Source organism: endosymbiont of Lamellibrachia barhami (genome assembly GCF_011947365.2).
GTDB lineage: Bacteria > Pseudomonadota > Gammaproteobacteria > Chromatiales > Chromatiaceae > QGON01.
On the sequence record NZ_JAAVSH020000001.1, the window covers coordinates 320,773 to 339,601 of the forward strand.

Here is an 18,829-nt window from a genome sequence, read left to right on the forward strand (position 1 = left end):
GGTTTCAATAACGGAAGCCGTGGAAGCTACTTTGCCACGGGTACCGATCTTTACGGCTATGACATCCCGAGTGCCCGTCTGGGACGCATTGTTGTCACCCACGATGGTACCGAGGTCGATATCATCAATCTCGAAGACAACTCCATCATCGCCAGCAATACGCTGAATCGGTTCGGCATCTGGGATGTCTCTCCCGGAGACGGCATCTCCTTCAAGGTCAAAGCGAACAAACCAGTCGTAGCTTACCTGACCGAATTCAGTCAGCACTCCGCCTTCATGCCCGAGCAATGGGCGGTGACCCGGTGGGTCGCCACTTCATCTTCCATCGTGACGCCAACAGCGAAGCCTGTCTTCGCCTACGAGGATGCCGTTGTCAGCTTCTACGACTCTGGTGATGTCCTGCGAGCCACCCAACGGCTGCGCGCCGGGTCCTATTGGGAACCAGCAGGACTCAGCGAAACCGTCTACCGGGTGGTCTCCAGCGGTAACGTCTCCATGCAGACTACCGGGGGCAACGGCTATACCACCGTGCCTTCGGAGACGGGCAGTGCGGTTGGCAGATTGTTCCTCGGTGCAGTCGTTGTTCACAACGACTCGGCAGCGGCAGTTTTTGCCTACGAGGCGGCGGACGTAGATATCTTCGATCTGGATACCGGCGAGTCGCTCTACACCCATACCATGGCGACCGGTGAGATGTGGTACCAGGGTGGTTTGGGTACCCGTCGCCTGCGGGTGGTGAGTAGTGGAGATGTCGAGGTCTGGATCGGGTCACAGGAAGGTAGTTCCGGCATCGTTTCGCTGGGCGACGATATCTCAATGACCGCAGGGCGGGAAGGGACAGAGTTTCATCTGCACAACCTGATGGAAGGCATGGTCATCTTCGCACCCAACAACGGCACCAATATCGATATCAACAGTGGCGCGATGAGCCTGGCTCTCGACAAGGACGGCTACCGTTATCTGGCGGCGGCCGACATTCTCGGTGGCGTCTCCGGTTTGCATCACATCACTGCCAGCAAGCCGATCATCATTCAGACTCTGGGACGTGCCAATGTCTTCAATGACACGGGTACCTGGCTGGGTGGTGTCTCCATGCGGCACCGCTACACCGCTGTTGGTGATTACACCATAACCGTTACAGCAATCGATAACGCCGGTCAGACTCACAGCGCCACCAGCACTGTCTCGGTCCAGCAGGGCACTCCACCAGTGGCGGTGATCGATGCACCCGCATCGGTGGATGAGGGTGCCGCCAGCGGCGGTGGCTGGAGCGTCGATTTTGATGCGGGCGCCTCTACTGACGATTCTGCGATTATCCGTTATGAGTGGGATTTCGGTGATGGCGGAACTTCCACCGAATCCGCTCCGACCCACATATATACCGCCACGGGCACCTATACGGTTACGCTCACGCTGACTGATAGGTCGGGTCAGCAGACGACCATTACCCATGATGTTGAAGTGCAACTCAACGACGGGCCGGTTGCCGACGCCGGTGGTCCCTATGAATTCGACGAATCCTTCGCCAGCCACGGTGCCTGGTCTATCATGCTGGATGCTACCGGCTCCACTGATGACTTCGGCATCTACGATTACCTGTGGACTTTTGATCCGGATTTGGCCGATGACTTTTCCGGCACCACCCTGGATACGGCCAAATGGCGAGCCAGCGCAGAAGGTGTTTCCCAGGATGAAAAGGTCACCATCGTGGGTACGGGCAGTACCTGGGGTGAACGCTATCTCTTCAGTGAGCAGATATTCCAGCGTGAACCGGGGATGGTGTTCCAGGCCCGGGTGAAGACTGTCGATGGCAGTGGTGTCGAGAACGCGATGTGGGGTTTCAAGAACGCCAGCGATATCTTCCACTACAATCAAATGCCCTACGCGATGATGTTCAATGACAATAGCTGGATCTACATCTATGAAGACGGTGGGAACAGGGGTAATATGTTTGGCAGCCAGGTTGCTGCATCCAGCGAACCATCCTCAAGCACCTTCACATGGGAACCGTGGCACTGCCAGCAACCATTGACTGCAGCCGCTGATACACCGCCGGGGAACCCTTCGGTAATCATGCCCATATCACCCTCAACCACTTCGGCAAGCAGGTTGTCCAGAGAGCCCATAATATACCGGCCTCCGCATGGTGAGACGCAGACATCTGTTTCTCTTCGATTTCGTGACAGTTTGCACAGTCTTTCGGAGAAACAATGATCGAGATATTTTTCTTTACTTTCTTGTCATCGTGAATGAAAGCATCCGGATCTTTGGCATCCGCTTGATGACACTCGTAACAACCAACATTGGCGCCATAGTGCTTGCTTGAACCCCACATCTGAACTAATCCAGGGTTGTTTTTCTTATGGCACTTAACGCACTCTTTGGTCTCTTCTGACATTTGTTTTGGTGGAACTTTGACCGCGGCCATTGCAAACCCTTGGGTTAACAACAGTGCGGCGCCAATCCCCATTAGCCACCATTTTCGCATTTGTAGTCTCCTTCAATTGCGGTATTAAAGTTCCGACTCCGGTAGCCGGAAACCTGATCAGGAATGCGAAAGAATCAGAACTAAAAAAACAGCGTGATATCCCAACTCCCAGAGAGAGAGGGAACTGCTATCCAAAAACAGGGTCAGAGGTAATTGGACACACCTCATCCCGATCAACCGTGATTTTATTAGAATAATAAAGCAGGGAGAACTGCTACCCCATCCAACCCTTTTTGATACTGCAGTCAAGGGACTACATGGTTCCGCAAACTGCGCGAAATCCGTATTTTTTTCTTATTACTGTCGCGCCGATAATACTCACACTGATATTGGGAAATATCATTGACACAAATCAAGTTTCCCGCCATATCCTAAGGGATTACCGTAATAGCGACAGAAAAAACTTCCCCTGACCCATCCTCCCGGGTATGAGATAATTTTGCTTTTTCAACTCCCTTCCAGATGCCCATAGCACAAGACAACAGCCACGCCCTCTTTAACCCCGCGCTGCCTGCCAAACCAGGTGAACAACTGCAGTGGGGGCAGCTCTATGGCGGCAGTTCAGCACTCGCCATCGCCAACGCCGCACAGGCTTATAATGGTGTCGTGCTGGTTGCGGTGGATACAGTGCAGAGGGCCGCTCAACTTGAAGCGGAGCTCGGCTTTTTCCTGGGAGGCGACGACCTGCCGGTGCTCAGCTTCCCCGACTGGGAAACACTGCCCTACGATCTCTTCTCCCCGCTCCCGGAGCTGATCTCACAACGGCTGCTCTCCCTCTCCCGTCTGCCACAGATGGAGCGATGTATTCTGCTGGTGCCGATCGCCACGCTGATGCAACGCCTCTGCCCGATGGCGTTTCTCGACCGTCACTCCCTGATCGTGGATCTGGGGCAACAACTCAATCTGGATGAGACACGCCAACGTCTGGAGAAAAGTGGTTATCAATGTGTCTCCCAGGTACTCGCCCATGGCGAGTTTGCAGTTCGCGGTTCCCTGCTGGATGTATTTCCCATGGGCAACCCGGTGCCCTTCAGGATCGACCTGTTCGATGACGAAGTGGACAGCATCCGCACCTTTGACCCGGAGACCCAGCGTTCGCTGGAGAAGATCGACCAGATCAGAATGTTACCGGCCCGGGAATTTCCCATGGATGAAGCGGGCATCTCTCTCTTTCGCCGCAACTATCGCAATCAGTTTGAAGGTGACCTGCAACGCAGCCTGATCTACAGCGATGTCTCGGAAGGGCGGATTCCCAGTGGTCTTGAATACTATCTTCCCCTCTTTTTCGAGACCACGAACACACTCTTCGATTACCTGCCGGAGAATCATCTACTCATCCAGACCGAAGAGATCCGGGAGCAGGCAGACAGTTTTTTTGAACAGGTCAAAGGCCGTTACGATGAGAGGAAACACGATCTTGAACGGCCACTGCTGCCACCAGAAAAAATCTACCTCACCACGGATGAACTCATCTCCCGCATGAAGTCTCCGGCGGGGGTTTCGGTGCAGAGACACGAAATCTCCAGCCGCCAAAAAGGTTATGCGGGATTCGCCAACTTCGCCACCCAACTCCCCCCCCCCCTGGGCATACAGGCACGCGCCCAACGTCCGGCAGCACTGCTGCAGGACTTCCTCTCTTCCAACGGTGGCAACACGCTCTTCGTGGCAGAGAGTGCGGGACGACGGGAGATGTTATTGGGTACGTTGCGGGATTTCGGCATCAAACCCATAGTGGTGGATAGTTGGCAGTCATTTATTGATGAAAAACCCTCTGTCGCCCTGACCGTTGCTCCCATTGAACAGGGGCTTTGGTTGCAGGAGAGCGGCATCACCCTGATCACCGAGACTCAACTCTACGGTGAGCAGGTGCGGCAGACACGACGGCGGCAGAAGGCGACCCGTGACCCGGAGCAGATCGTCCGCAACCTGACGGAACTCCATATCGGCGCACCTGTGGTGCATGAGGATCACGGTGTCGGCCGCTATCTGGGACTGCAGACCATTGAGGTCGGCGGTCTCGCGACCGAGTTTCTGACCCTGGAGTACGCCAAGGGCGACAAGCTCTATGTACCGGTCGCCTCACTTCACCTGATCAGCCGATATGCGGGTGCGTCACCCGACAACGCCCCCCTCCACCGCCTCGGCGGAGAGCAGTGGGAGAAGACCAAGCGCAGGGCCGCCAAACAGGTTCGGGATGTGGCCGCAGAGTTGCTGGAGATCTATGCCCGCCGTGCCGCATGCCAGGGTGTTGCCTTCCCTGAACCTGGTGACGAATATCAAAGCTTCAGCGCCACCTTTGAGTTTGAAACGACGCCGGACCAACAGCAAACCATCGACTCGGTGTTGGAAGATATGGCCTCACCTCAACCCATGGACCGGGTCGTCTGCGGGGATGTGGGCTTCGGCAAGACCGAGGTTGCCATGCGCGCCGCCTTCATGGCCACCCAAGGCAACAAGCAGGTGATCGTGCTGGTGCCTACCACCCTGCTCGCCCAGCAGCACTATCTGAACTTTTCCGACCGCTTTGCCGACTGGCCCGTCAAGGTCGAGAGCCTCTCCCGCTTCCGCACCGGCAAACAGCAGCAGAAGGTCATCGGCGGACTGGCAGACGGCACACTCGACATCGTTATCGGCACCCACAAACTGCTCTCCGAGGGCATCAAGCTCAAAGACCTCGGACTGGTAATCATCGACGAGGAGCACCGCTTCGGCGTACGCCAAAAGGAGAAGCTCAAGGCCCTGCGCAGTGAGGTGGATCTGCTGACACTGACCGCCACCCCGATCCCCCGAACCCTGAACATGGCGATGGCGGGAATGCGCGACCTTTCGATCATCGCCACCCCTCCGGCACTGCGCCATCCGATCAAGACCTTTGTCAGTCAGTGGAACGACACATTGATTACCGAGGCCTGCCAGCGTGAGCTAAAACGCGGCGGCCAGATCTACTTCCTTCATAATGAGGTCAGCACCATCGAAAACATGGCGGACCGGCTTGAAGCACTGCTGCCCGGCATCCGCCTGCAGGTAGCCCACGGCCAGATGCGGGAGCGCAAACTGGAAGGCATCATGCGGGACTTCTACCACCAGCGCTTCAATCTGCTGGTCTGCACCACCATCATAGAGAGTGGCATCGACGTCCCCACCGCCAATACAATGGTCATCAACCGGGCGGATAAACTCGGACTGGCCCAGCTGCACCAGATTCGCGGCCGGGTCGGGCGCTCCCACCACCGTGCTTACGCCTATCTGCTGACTCCGCCCACCGAGGTGATGACCGCCGATGCAAAGAAGCGGCTGGAGGCGATCGAATCCCTGGAGGATCTGGGGGCCGGTTTCACCCTCTCCACCCATGACATGGAGATCCGCGGCGCCGGTGAACTGCTCGGCGACGAACAGAGCGGCCAGATCAACGAGATCGGCTTCACCCTCTATTCCGAACTGCTGGAACGGGCGGTGAAAGCCCTCAAGGCAGGGGAGCAGCCGACACTCGACCGCCCCCTGGACCACGGCACCGAGATTGAGCTGGGTATTGCCGCGCTGTTGCCGGAAGACTATCTGCCGGATGTGCACAGCCGGTTGGTGCTCTATAAGCGGATCGCCAGCGCTGCGACCCATGACGAACTGCGTGAACTGCAGGTCGAGATGATCGACCGCTTCGGCCTGCTGCCTCAAACGGCGAAGAATCTTTTTGCCATCACCGAACTCAAACTACGGGCTCACCCTCTGGGTATCCGCAAGATCGAAGCGGGCCCCAAAGGGGCGCGTATGCTATTTGATTCAGATCCCAAGATCGATCCGGCAAACCTGATCCGCCTGATCCAAACCCGTCCCCAGATGTATAAAATGGACGGTGGCGATAAACTCAGATACCTCCAGGATATGCCCGACCCCATCGAACGCGTGAACGAAATAGATGTCCTGATCGATAGACTGATAAGCTAGACTGGCAAATCTTAAGAAAACAATATGAGTCGAAAAGTGCAGAATAGACACAAATTTTTGTTGCCAGTAGCACTCATCCTGAGCCTGGCCGGAACGATTGCTACTGCTGAGGAACAGCCGGAAGAGGAAATACCACCCTGGTACCAGTTTGAGGTTCTGATATTTGAACGCATCAGTCCCGGCGCCGGCTCCACTGAGTTCTGGCCGGAGGATCCCGGTACGCCATCACGGCTGAATGCCATACCATTAACCGAGGCCAGGACCCAGGAAATCGGGCTGCAAGCGCTGATCGAAACAGCAGCGCCACCAGCACCTGAACCTTTTAGACCGCTTGCCGAGTCTGAATGGCAACTCAGTGAACAGCATCAGCACCTCTCCAGATCCCGAAATTACAAACCTCTGCTGCATGTCGCCTGGCGTCAGCAGGTTATCGAGCCTGACCAGTCCCAACAACTGCTCTTGGAGCTGCCCAGGCCTTCAAACTCACAATCGGCCATTGATGAGCCCCTAAGACTGGAGGGCACGATCAGGGTCGGGGTCAAACGCTATCTACACCTTGCGACTGATCTGCTACTGCGGCAGTGGGAGACAGAAGAGGGAATAAAGGGTGACAGCTTAGAGTTTCGTCCCGCTTTTCGCGCCTTTCGAATGCAGTCACAGCGCAGAATGCGCAGTGGAGAGATCCACTATCTCGACCATCCCATCATCGGCGTACTTTTTCTGGCAAGTCGTTACGAACTCCCCACTGAACCTGAACCTGTCGAAGACGGGACACCTGTCGATAGAGAGGTCGAATCCCAATCGAAGCAAGAGCCTGCAAGCACGTCGAGCTAACAGCAGCCGATTTTTGCCCGTAGGGATCGGAATCAGACTGGCGGAATTAAGATAGCATTCAGTGGGTTGACACTCCCGCCCCTTCACCACTGCAATCTATTTTCTTAGGTGGCTCTGGACACTGCTCAAACTGTGCCTGGAATGACTGCCACATCACGACTTCACAAGTCAGGCGCCAGTCGCCTAAAAATGACATTTCTACTGAATTATCAGTTAGATAAGATATTATTAAAGACTTGCTTTGCATCTGAATCTCAGGTCGCCCAGCAACTTCTAATGACAGAATCATCCGATTCAAATAGTTTTCCGTCAAGGATTAAGTTTCCCTTTACGCTGCCGTTACAGTGTTGAGAACAACCACAACACCACAAATTGGCAGATTTCAAAAACCCATGTCAGCGACGCAAGCAGAACTTCAGAAAAGCAAAACCATCGGCCGGGCCTTAATCGCGGACGATGAACTATCCAACAGGATAATTCTGAAGGCCTTGTTGAAAAAACTTGGCTACGAAGTATGCCTGGCTGAGAATGGTGCAGAGGCCGTTGAGCTTTTCGAGAGAGAACCGATCGATATGGTGTTCATGGATATCATGATGCCGGTTATGGACGGCTATATCGCCACTGAACGGATTAAAGCATCAGCCGGTGAAAAGTTCATTCCGGTGATATTCCTTACTGCCATGACGGACGAATCTGCACTTTCACGTTGCATTGAGGTTGGTGGGGATGATTTTCTGACGAAACCGTTCAGCCATATAGTACTCGCTGCCAAAATCAAAGCTATGGAGCGGATTCAAGAGCTTCACCACGATGTCATCACTCTTTACAGCAGAATGCAGCGGGATGAGGAAATCGCTGAAGAGGTCTTCAACGGTGCTGTTATTGCCGGAAACGTAGCGCTCGACCACATACGCCAACTCGTACGTCCAGCAAGCATTTTCAGTGGTGATATCCTGCTGACTGCCTATGCGCCATCCCATGACCTGCACGTACTCATGGGCGATTTTACTGGCCATGGTCTGGCCGCTGCCCTTGGCGCCCTGCCTGCCTCGGAAGTTTTCCGTTCGATGACGGCAAAAGGCTTTTCTCCACAACAAATCCTTCAAGGCATCAACAATAAACTCAACGCTCTTCTGCCGACAGGAATGTTTCTGGCAGCCCAGTTCGTCAAAATAAGTCACACACTGGACCATATCACCACCTTCAATTGCGGCATGCCTGATTTTTTTCTGCTCGACGGAAAGACGAGGGCAATCAAACATCGCATTTCCTCTCGCAGCCTTCCACTGGGGATCACATCCGAAATCGATTTTTACGATGCGGCGGTGCACATAAGAACCCAATATAATGACCATGTTCTTTTGGCAACTGACGGCGTTTCAGAGGCAAGAAATCCAGATGGCGAATATTTTGGAATAGAAAGACTGGAAGATGCCATTACCCGCAGTTATGACGACGACTACATTCTAAATACCGTTTCCCGCATCCTGGAAGATTTTTGTCTGGATGCCCCTCAAGATGATGACATAAGCCTTGCAGAGATACCGCTTATACCGGAACTGCTTCCGGCCTGGGATCTCAACAGTCTATATAACGACAATAAAAAACAGACGTCTGGCGAATCTCCTCAGGAACATGCATCAGACAGCGTGGAATTCCATATCACGCTTCGTGGGAACCAACTGAAACAGGCAGACCCAGTCCCAATGTTGATCAACTACATACAGGAGATGGTTGGTCTTCACGAACATAGACGCCCACTCTTCACTATCCTGACAGAGCTTTTCGTCAATGCCCTGGACCATGGGGTGCTTGGTCTGGACTCAAATATAAAAAAAGGACCGGAAGGGTTTACCCGCTACTTCGAAGAGAGAGAGCGACTATTAAACGAACTCAAAGACGGTTTCATCCGAATAGGCTTGCGCATCCACCCGTTTGAACAGGGTGGAAAGATGATAATACAAATCGAAGATAGCGGTACTGGTTTCAACTTTTCGAACGTGCAGTCAACAGATGAGTCGTCATCATTAAAACTCAGTGGCCGGGGAATCCAGCTTGTTCAAGGCCTCTGTGAATCAATTCAATATGAAAAACCTGGAAACAAAGCTGAAGCCATCTATGTATGGCAAGAATGAATGAACAATACAAAACCCTATAAACATGAGCCTGAATCTGCTGAAAACAGCAAAGATCTAATCGCGCAAGAGCAATTAAAGATCCTCTTCGAGAGTCTGCCGAACTCATTGGTTGCGACTATTGTCGCCACTATTCTAACAACGTTTCTTTTATGGGATTTCAGTGACAGAACATCAGTAGTGGCGTGGACATGTTCGATGAACATCATCGTACTGATCAGGTGGTTAATCTACAGGAGGTATTTAAAATCCCTGCCAATTTCCAAAAACCTGAAAACCTGGAAGTTTCGTTATGCCGCAGGCACATTGCTGGCGGCATTTACATGGGGAAGTATTGCAATATTTCTATTTCCTGAAAATAACTTCGCCTATCAAGCCATGATAGGTTTTCTTCTTATTGGTATTGCAGCAGTTGGCATATCTTCGCAATCCGCAATAAATACAATCGCCAGCGGATTCCTACTCCTGACTCTTGCACCAATATGTTTTCGTTTTATCATAAATGCTGAGCAAACTGGTTGGTCGCCTGGACTATTGGTCGGACTATTGCTGATTCTGCTTCTCAGTCTCTCCAAGCATATCAATAAAGTTATCCTACAAAATATTACACTTAGATTTGAGAGCGCAAACAGAGAGGAAAAGTGGAAAAAATCGGAGCAAAAACTTTCTCATCACATTCATGAAACACCGCTTGCCGCCATTGAGTGGACGCAGGATGGATTTATAACGCAGTGGAATCCCAGTGCTGAATCACTGTTTGGCTATACGGAAGGCGAGGCGCTTGAAAAACATGTCAAGGACATTTTTCCATCAGCGGAATCTGTTGATGTGGATTCCGCAATCGATTGGAAGAGCCTATTTGAATCAAATAAGTCTAGCCGTGACACACTTGAAATAAGGAGGAAAGACGGTAAGAAACGTATCTGTGAATGGTACAGCACACCACTTTTCGACTTAAATAATATTAGCATTGGCGCCTCCTCATTTTTGATGGATATTACTGAGAGACTGCATGCTGAAGAGGATCAAAAGCGACTCACGGAAATCATTCAGAGCTCAACAGATTTTATTGCGGTGTTCACGTTGGAAGGCAACATTCTTTTTATGAATGCCGCTGGACGGCAAATCATGGGCTACGGAAATACGAAAAGTCTCGAGGATAAAAGTCTTGCAGGAATGTTTCCCGCTTCGGAAATCGACCGCGTTCTAAACGAGGGAGTGCCAACCGCTTTTATGAGCAGGACCTGGACCGGTGAGACCAGCCTGATATCAACCGATGGAGAAGTTATCACAGTCTCACAGCTGATCATTCTGCACGATGAGTCAAAAAGTGGAACCCAGTACTTTTCCATGGTCATGAGAGACATTTCAGATAGAAAACGGGCAGAAGAGGAGTTGATCAAAGCGAAGAATATTGCAGAAAATGCTGCCATGGCAAAATCAGAGTTTCTGGCAATGATGAGCCATGAAATCCGCACACCCATGAATGGCGTACTCGGCATGACCGAGTTACTGAAAGACACTGATTTGGACGATGAGCAGCAAGAGTTTCTCGGGATCATCCATCAATCCGGAAACTCACTGCTAAAAATAATTAACGATATTCTCGACTATTCCAAGGCCGAGGCTGGAAAGATTGAGTTTGAATTGATATCTTTTGATTTGGAGAGAGCGATACATGACGTGGTTCGTCTCCTAAGTACAACTGCATCCAGCAAGGGAATAGAGCTGATTATTGATTATCCTATCGATATCCCCAGACAGGTTACAGGGGATGCAGGCAGAATCAGACAAATCGTCACAAATCTTACCGGCAATGCAATTAAGTTCACATCCTCAGGGCACGTAGCCATTTCAGTAAAATTCATACAGACCGGCTCCAAGCATGAATATTTTCATATAATAGTAGAAGATACCGGTATCGGCATCAGTGAAAATCAGCAAAGAAAACTGTTCAAGTCCTTTACTCAGGCTGACAGCTCAACTACCAGAAAATATGGTGGAACAGGGCTTGGATTATCCATCTGCAAACAACTTGTTGAATTGATGGGTGGCAGTATTGGTCTTGAGAGCGCACCAGGAAAAGGATCTACATTTTGGTTTAATCTATCACTTCCAGCATCTCCACCCCCTGCAATATTTCCTCATGCCAATTTGCGTGGCACACGCGCACTGGTAATTGATGAAAACCGGCTTAGCCTCCGAGTCTTCCATGACCAAATCATTCGTTATGGCATAAATATCGACACAGCTTCATCTCGGGAAGAGGCCATAAATCTCATCGAGAAATCACTGGACAATGATCAGCACTATCATATTATTTTACTCGACAGTAACTTTGAAAAAACCAGTGAAGAGTCGCTCGCAGCAGATATTAGTGGACTGGATGAATATTCAAAAACACCGCTTGTTCTATTAACATCATCCGGCAACAGGGGAGACGCAAAGTTTTTCGAAAATCAGGGGTTTGCTGCTTATCTGGTAAAGCCGGCTCATTCCAACCTATTAAAAGAGACTCTCGAGAGCGTCCTGGCCCTTTCAATGGACAAATCAAACTCTTCAATTATCACCCGCCATAACATTGAAGAAAGTCATCCTAATACGGCATACAAAGAGGTAAAATTTAACGCCAAAGTACTGCTCGTAGAAGATGTCATTCCGAATCAAAAGGTCGCCAGTATCGTAATGCGCAAGTTTGGACTTGAGGTGGACATTGCCGACAATGGACTCACTGCACTGAAACGTATTTCTGAAACAAATTATGACCTTGTATTCATGGATTGCCAAATGCCAGAGCTCGATGGTTATGAAACTACCATCGAGCTTCGAAAACGGGAGAGAAACGTCAACCATCGACTTCCCATCATTGCACTCACCGCAAACCAGATAGAAACTGAAAAACAGCGATGTATCGCTTCTGGAATGGATGACTTTCTCGGAAAACCCTTCGAGTGGGACGAATTGGTTGCAATCCTTGATAAGTGGCTTAACAAGTCCTCATCAAAGCCACCCGGCATATTGGAACCCCAACCTCCCGCGCCCGTTGACCTTAGTCCAAAGATAGTCATTGATGAAGGTCGCCTCGCCTCCATGAAGGAACTTATGGGTGATGACTACATAGAACTGTTCCCTGCTTTTTTCGATAGTTTTTCAAGTCTGAGGGCTATCCTCCCCAGTGCGCTTGAAAATAAAAATCACGCAGAGGTGAGACGTATCACACATAGTCTAAAATCAGCCAGTAATAATGTAGGTGCGGTAAGGCTTGCCAAGATTGCCCAGGATATGGAACAGGATGCTGCAGAGGAAAATCTCGCCCAGACTCAAGACCGCTTGCCGCAACTGGACGCCGAGGCTCAAAAAGTTAAAGATAGGCTGAATGAGATCATCAGCGCCTACTGACCCTGAATTCGTCTCAAGCCGGGTCTAAGCTATAATCTTACGGTTACGTGTAAAGAATAAATAATAGGGATGCCGGCAACACATGGCCAAAGTCATCATCGTCGATTCATCTGAAGGCACAAGAATTCCTTTTCTCAGAGGCATTCTCACACGTTCGTTAAGCGAGGCAGGACTCACCTTCGAACAGGCCTATAAGCTTGCATCCAATGTCAGAGATGAGATCTCCAGCGAGGCTGAGGTCACTACTTTATCTCTTCGCCAGCGAGTCAGCAAACTACTGAAAAAAATGGAATTTTCAGAGGTATTGGAGAACTATGAAAATTCAGACCGGGGACGCGTAACCATACAGGTCAGAGACCATCAGGGACAGACCAATCCGTTTTCCATCTCGGATCACCAGCGCTGCCTGGAATCGACCGGCCTCTCTGCCGAAAAATCCGCATCCATCTCTCAAGAGATCTATCAGCAGTTGATTGACGAGGGTAGATACAAGATCGACTCGAACGATTTGGGCATGCTGACCTATACTGAGCTGAAAAATAATTTTGGCGCCGAAGCGGCCAGACGTTATATGGTTTGGGTAGACTACACACATAGTGGGCGTCCTCTGATTCTTCTTTTCGGCGGTACCACTGGATGTGGGAAAAGCACCATTGCCACTGAGGTAGCTCACAGGCTTGGCATCGTTCGCACGCAGTCGACCGATATGTTGCGGGAGGTGATGCGGATGATGATTCCCGAACGCCTGCTGCCCATACTGCACACATCATCTTTTAATGCCTGGCGACTCCTGCCCGGACAAAGCGAGCAATCTGAAGGTAACGAAAGTCTGATGATTTCTGGATATCTCAACCAGACTGAACTGTTATCGGTTCCATGCGAAGCTGTCATTCAACGGGCTTTGCGTGAACGGGTTTCACTTATCCTTGAAGGGATTCATGTACATCCATCACTGATAGGGAAAATTTCTGACAATAGCGATGCAGTCATTGTCCCCATCATGCTCGCCGTTATCAAGCCGGATCAACTGAAGCGGCAACTCAGTGGAAGAGGGGTATCGGCACCTGCCCGCGGCAGCAGCCAGAAATATCTCTCAGAATTTAATTCAATCTGGTCGCTTCAGTCATTCCTGCTCTCAGAATCTGATCTATCAGGGATACCCATCATTAATAATGATGATAAAGACAAAGCAACCAACCGGATCATGCGAACGATCATCGATGCTTTGTCAGAAAATTGCGATGCCAGCGTAAAAAGTGTTTTTGCTCAACAACCCGATAAAACGGTGTAAACGTGCTGCAATACAAAGGCCTGATGATCATACTGGACGGCGTTGGAGACCGTCCTATTCCCGCCTTCGGCAACCGTACGCCGCTGGAACACTCTTCTACACCCAACATGGACCAGCTACTTACATCCGGTCAATGCAGCCTGGTCGACCCGCTCTTACCCGGCTTGCCGGTCGGCACTCATACCGGCACAAGTCTGTTGCTCGGCCTGCCTGTCGCAGAAGCCATAAGACTCTCACGCGGACCGGTAGAGGCAGCGGGTATCGGTTTATCAAGTCAGCCAGGCGACCTGCTGCTGCGGTGTAACTTCGCCACTCTTTCCAGACATTCCGGTGGCTTTGATATTCTCGACCGTCGCGCTGGCCGTATTCAGGCTGGGACTGATGAACTTGCCGCCGCACTGGGTAACCTTGATCTGGGCAATGGAATCACCGCCATTTTACATCCGGCAACCCAGCATCGGGCTGTACTGAAACTTACCGGACAGATCTTTTCTTCCCGGATTACCGACACAGATTCCGGCCACCGCTATGAGTCTCTCGGACTCCGTCACTGCGAAGCTTTTGATCCAACGGATGGCGTTGCTGTTATCACTGCCAGCGCGATCAACCGCTTTACAGAGCAGGCATTTGAGATTCTCGACAATCACCCAGTCAACAATCAGCGCCGTAAAGAGAACAAACTGGTGGCCAACGGCATCATCTGCAGAAGCCCTGGTACCGTTTCCGCCCTGCCATCGCTGGTCAACCATTTGGGTCTTAAAGCAGCAGTGGTTGCGGGTGAAGAGACCATTCTGGGATTGGCCAATCTGCTGGGGTACCAGACATTACGTGATGACCGTTTCTCCTCACTCCCGGATACCGACATAGACGCCAAGGTGGAGTACACGCTGAAAGCACTAAGAGAGTACGACTTGGTATTTCTGCATATCAAGGGGCCTGACATCTGCTCTCATGACCTGGATCCCGTTGGGAAAATGAAGTTGATCGAGCGTATCGACAGATCTCTCTCCCCGCTGCTGGATGAAGAGATCGTGATTGGGATTACCGGCGATCACTCAACTGACAGTAACAGCGGCAGGCACACAGGCGATCCACTACCGGCACTGATAAGCTCGTCTCATGGGCGAGTCGATGGTGTGACCCGCTTTGGAGAGAGGGAATGCGCGCAAGGTGGGCTTGGCCGGATCACGGCTACTGCCTTTCTAGCCACCCTCCTCGACCAGATGAATGTCATGCACAATCTCCGTTCAAACGAAGTCCGTTTCTATTTCTGACCCGCCTGCCACTTCGCAGCAGTTTTGGTTTTCTCCACGACTTCTGACTTGAAGCTATAATAACGGGTAGCCGATTAGTCCAATAAACCACTGCACGTATCCGATATGTCTCAAATCAAACAGCATCTTCTTCAGGCGATTTCCGCTGACAATGACACCGCAGCGACTATCGACGACGCCTATCTCGACCAGCCAGAGCTCTATCTGAACCGGGAATTGACCTGGCTTTCGTTCAACCGCCGGGTGCTTCACGAAGCCGATGATCCCCGTACACCTCTGTTGGAACGGGTCAAATTTCTTGCCATCGTCAGCAGTAATCTTGATGAGTTTTTCATGAAGCGTGTCGGCGGTCTGAAACAGCAGATTGCAGCAGGTGTCACCAAACCCAGCGTGGACGGCAGAACGCCTGCCGAGCAGCTGAATGAGTGTCTGCAAGTCATCCGGGAGATGTTGGTTGAGCGACAGCGCATCTATCGTGAAGTCCACGATCTGCTAGCCAAAAACAATATTCTGATCACCACTTACCAAGCGCTCAGCAGCTCACAACAGACAAAGCTGCGGGAGCATTTTCGGCAGAATATCTTTCCCATGCTGACCCCGTTGGCGATGGATCCCAGCCACCCTTTTCCTTTTATCTCCAATCTCACTCTCAACCTCCTGGTAACACTGCGTTTTCCCGGCGGCCATGAACTCTATATGGCGCGTATCAAGGTGCCGGTGGGTAAAAAGGTCTCGCCACGAATGATTCAGGTTGATGAAAAAAATACCTTCATCACCCTGGACGATCTGGTAGCGAACAACCTCGACATGCTGTTTCCAGGGATGGAGATCGAGTCTTGTGAATCTTTCCGTATCACCCGCAACGCCAATGTAGAACGGGATGAAGAGGTTGCCAGCGATCTGCTGGAGATGATCGAGATAGAGCTGCGGGAACGCCATTTTGCCCCCATTGTTCGCCTCGAAGTCTCCAAGGGCATGAACCCGACCCATCGGGGAATGCTGGCCGCCGAACTGGGGCTGGACGAGGAGCTGGACGTCTTTGAGATCAACAGCATGATTGCCACCCGGGATCTCTTCGAGCTGGCATCGCTAAACATCCCCGATTTAAGGGATCCTCCACACCACGTGGTGGATCATCCACAACTCGCCCACGACCGGCGCAACATCTTTCACATCATTCGTGACCAGGGGCCGTTACTGCTGCAACACCCCTACGAATCATTCAACACTACAGTTGAGCGGTTCCTGAGGAATGCAGCAGAAGATCCCAAGGTGCTGGCGATTAAAATGACCCTCTACCGGACCTCCGGGGAGGGAAACATTCTCAACTCCTTGATTCAGGCCGCCCGCAACGGCAAACAGGTGGCCGTACTGGTCGAACTCATGGCCCGCTTCGATGAGGCCGCCAATATCCGCTGGGCCCGTCGGCTTGAGCAGGCGGGTATTCACGTCACCTACGGCGTCATCGGACTGAAGACCCACAGCAAACTGATCCTGGTGGTGCGGCGTGACTACGCCAAACTGCGCCGCTACTATCACGTTGGCACCGGCAACTACCATGCCGGCACCGCGCGCCTCTATACCGATCTTGGTGTGCTTGGCTGCGACAAGGATGTAGGCCAGGACCTCACGGAACTTTTCAACTATCTTACCGGTTACTCCCCACCCCCAAGTTACCGCAAGATCCTCGCCGCCCCCTACTCCCTGAAAAAGGTGTTGTTGAAAAAGATCGATCGGGAAATAGGGCTGCATTCGGCAGAGCAGCCGGGGCTGATCCAAATGAAGATGAATGCCCTGGAGGACGCCGACATCGTCAAAGCCCTCTATAAAGCAACCACAGCGGGTGTGCGGGTTGACCTCATCATACGCGACACTTGCAGACTGAGGCCCGGCATTCCTGGACTGAGCGAATCAGCCAAAGTGATCAGCATTGTGGGACGTTTTCTGGAACATGCACGAATCACCTATTTCCAAAATGGTGGCGACGAAGAGTACTTCATCGGCTCTGCAGATTTCATGCACCGTAATCTTGAGAGCCGGGTGGAGGTACTGATTCCCGTTGAGACCTCCGCCCTGCGACAGGAGTTGAGGCTGATCCTTGATGTGCAGCTCAGTGACCAGCGTTCCGCCTGGGACATGCTGGCCGACGGCAGCTATGTACAGCGCAAGCCTGCCGATAACGAAAAATCACTCAATGCTCAGGACACCCTTATCGGAGTTGCTAAACGCCGCCTTGCAGCAGCAAAGAAACACAAAGAGAAGCGGATGCGTGAAAAACTTGTGAATCATTTTCAGTATCGACTGAAAAACCGTTAATCTGGAGAGAAGTCATGGCTGAATCACAGGACAAAATGCTACAAAATGTTCTGGTCGCCATCGACTTCTCTCCCCACGCAATGGCCGCCTTGAAATATGCGGCAAATATGTCCAGGTGCATCGGTACCAATCTCACCATCCTGCATGTGGTACACGACTTGGCAAGCTCTCCTGGCTACTATGCCTCCAAGAAGATCAAGGGAGAGAAAAAGATCCTCAGGCGCCTGGAAGAGATTGCTGAAGAGATGATGGATGAGTTCCTGGCCAGACTCATTAAAGAGAATCCGGAACTCAAAAGCATGATCAAAAAAGCTGATGTCATGTTGGTATCCGGCCTGACAGTCACCAAGATTCTTCAGGTGGTCGAAAAGCTTCAACCTCAACTGCTGGTCATGGGGAACAAAGGCCGCAGTGGGCTCAAAAACATTCTCATGGGATCAAAGGCCGAACAGGTCATTAAACTCTGTCCTATTCCGGTCACAATCGTCAAAGAATGAAGTTTACCAGACCACTTTCCGATTGGCTGATTGAACCAAACAGCATCCAGCAACTTGGGATGGGACTGCTGCTCTTTACCCTCTTTATGCCGGCTTTTGCCGCCAATGATCTCCTCACCGAACCGAACTGGTGGGACATGTCCGTTCGGCTGCTGGGCGGGCTTGCGCTCTTTCTGTTTGGCATGGAACAGATGGCCGGGTCACTGAAATTGGTTGCCGGCGAACGTATGAAGGTCGTACTCGCCCGGCTGACCACCAATCGATTCATGGGTGCCCTGACAGGCGCCTTCGTTACCGCAATAATCCAATCATCCTCGGTAACAACCGTGCTGGTGGTGGGCTTTATCTCGGCCGGACTGATGTCGATGGCCCAGTCTATCGGGGTCATCATGGGCGCCAATATCGGCACTACGATCACCGCCCAGATCGTCGCCTTCAAGGTTACCAAATACGCGCTGTTGATGGTTGCCTTTGGTTTTGGCGCGTGGTTCTTCTCCAAACAGGAAACGATCCGCCACTACGGCAATATGCTGTTGGGGTTGGGTCTGATCTTTTTCGGCATGAGCCTGATGAGCGACGCAATGTTCCCCCTGCGCAGTTATCAGCCTTTTCTCGATCTTATGGCAACGATGGCAAACCCGCTGATTGGCATT

10 protein-coding genes and 1 pseudogene are annotated in these 18,829 nt (G+C 51.6%); 10 read left to right on the forward strand and 1 reads right to left on the reverse strand.

The window, feature by feature from the left end; genetic code table 11:
- Positions 1–2,214 (forward strand): PKD domain-containing protein (locus G9Q73_RS19915; RefSeq protein WP_281397534.1); only part of this gene is annotated, 2,214 nt, incomplete at its 5' end.
- A 79-nt stretch (positions 2,215–2,293) separates the two neighbouring features.
- On the opposite strand, the pseudogene G9Q73_RS20270 reads toward G9Q73_RS19915, so the two are convergent.
- Positions 2,294–2,488: pseudogene (locus G9Q73_RS20270) on the reverse strand (hypothetical protein); the annotation flags it as partial.
- A 462-nt stretch (positions 2,489–2,950) separates the two neighbouring features.
- Between G9Q73_RS20270 and mfd the strand changes: the two are divergent.
- From mfd to G9Q73_RS01370, 9 genes are all read left to right on the forward strand, one after another.
- A complete protein-coding gene (gene mfd, locus G9Q73_RS01330; protein WP_177418144.1) occupies positions 2,951–6,430 on the forward strand; it encodes a transcription-repair coupling factor in 3,480 nt (1,159 codons plus the stop codon).
- A 24-nt stretch (positions 6,431–6,454) separates the two neighbouring features.
- Positions 6,455–7,264: a CsiV family protein gene (locus G9Q73_RS01335; RefSeq protein ID WP_177418145.1), complete on the forward strand. Its 810-nt coding sequence runs from the start codon at positions 6,455–6,457 to the stop codon at positions 7,262–7,264.
- A gap of 392 nt (positions 7,265–7,656) precedes the next feature.
- Positions 7,657–9,399, forward strand: a complete 1,743-nt coding sequence (locus tag G9Q73_RS01340; protein WP_177418146.1) for a fused response regulator/phosphatase — start codon at positions 7,657–7,659, stop codon at positions 9,397–9,399.
- Positions 9,400–12,798 (forward strand): PAS domain-containing hybrid sensor histidine kinase/response regulator, encoded by a 3,399-nt coding sequence (locus tag G9Q73_RS01345; RefSeq protein ID WP_177418147.1) that lies wholly within the window; start codon positions 9,400–9,402, stop codon positions 12,796–12,798.
- Between the two features lie 82 nt (positions 12,799–12,880).
- A complete protein-coding gene (locus G9Q73_RS01350; protein ID WP_177418148.1) occupies positions 12,881–14,089 on the forward strand; it encodes a hypothetical protein in 1,209 nt (402 codons plus the stop codon).
- Positions 14,090–14,091: 2 nt separating this feature from the next.
- Entirely contained in the window at positions 14,092–15,363 is a 1,272-nt protein-coding gene (gene apgM / locus G9Q73_RS01355; protein WP_177418149.1) for a 2,3-bisphosphoglycerate-independent phosphoglycerate mutase, read from the forward strand.
- 105 nt (positions 15,364–15,468) lie between these two features.
- Positions 15,469–17,679 (forward strand): polyphosphate kinase 1, encoded by a 2,211-nt coding sequence (ppk1, locus tag G9Q73_RS01360; RefSeq protein ID WP_177418150.1) that lies wholly within the window; start codon positions 15,469–15,471, stop codon positions 17,677–17,679.
- Between the two features lie 14 nt (positions 17,680–17,693).
- Positions 17,694–18,176 (forward strand): universal stress protein, encoded by a 483-nt coding sequence (locus G9Q73_RS01365; RefSeq protein ID WP_177418151.1) that lies wholly within the window; start codon positions 17,694–17,696, stop codon positions 18,174–18,176.
- Positions 18,173–18,829 (forward strand): Na/Pi cotransporter family protein (locus G9Q73_RS01370; RefSeq protein ID WP_177418152.1); only part of this gene is annotated, 657 nt, incomplete at its 3' end. The genes G9Q73_RS01365 and G9Q73_RS01370, both read left to right, overlap by 4 nt.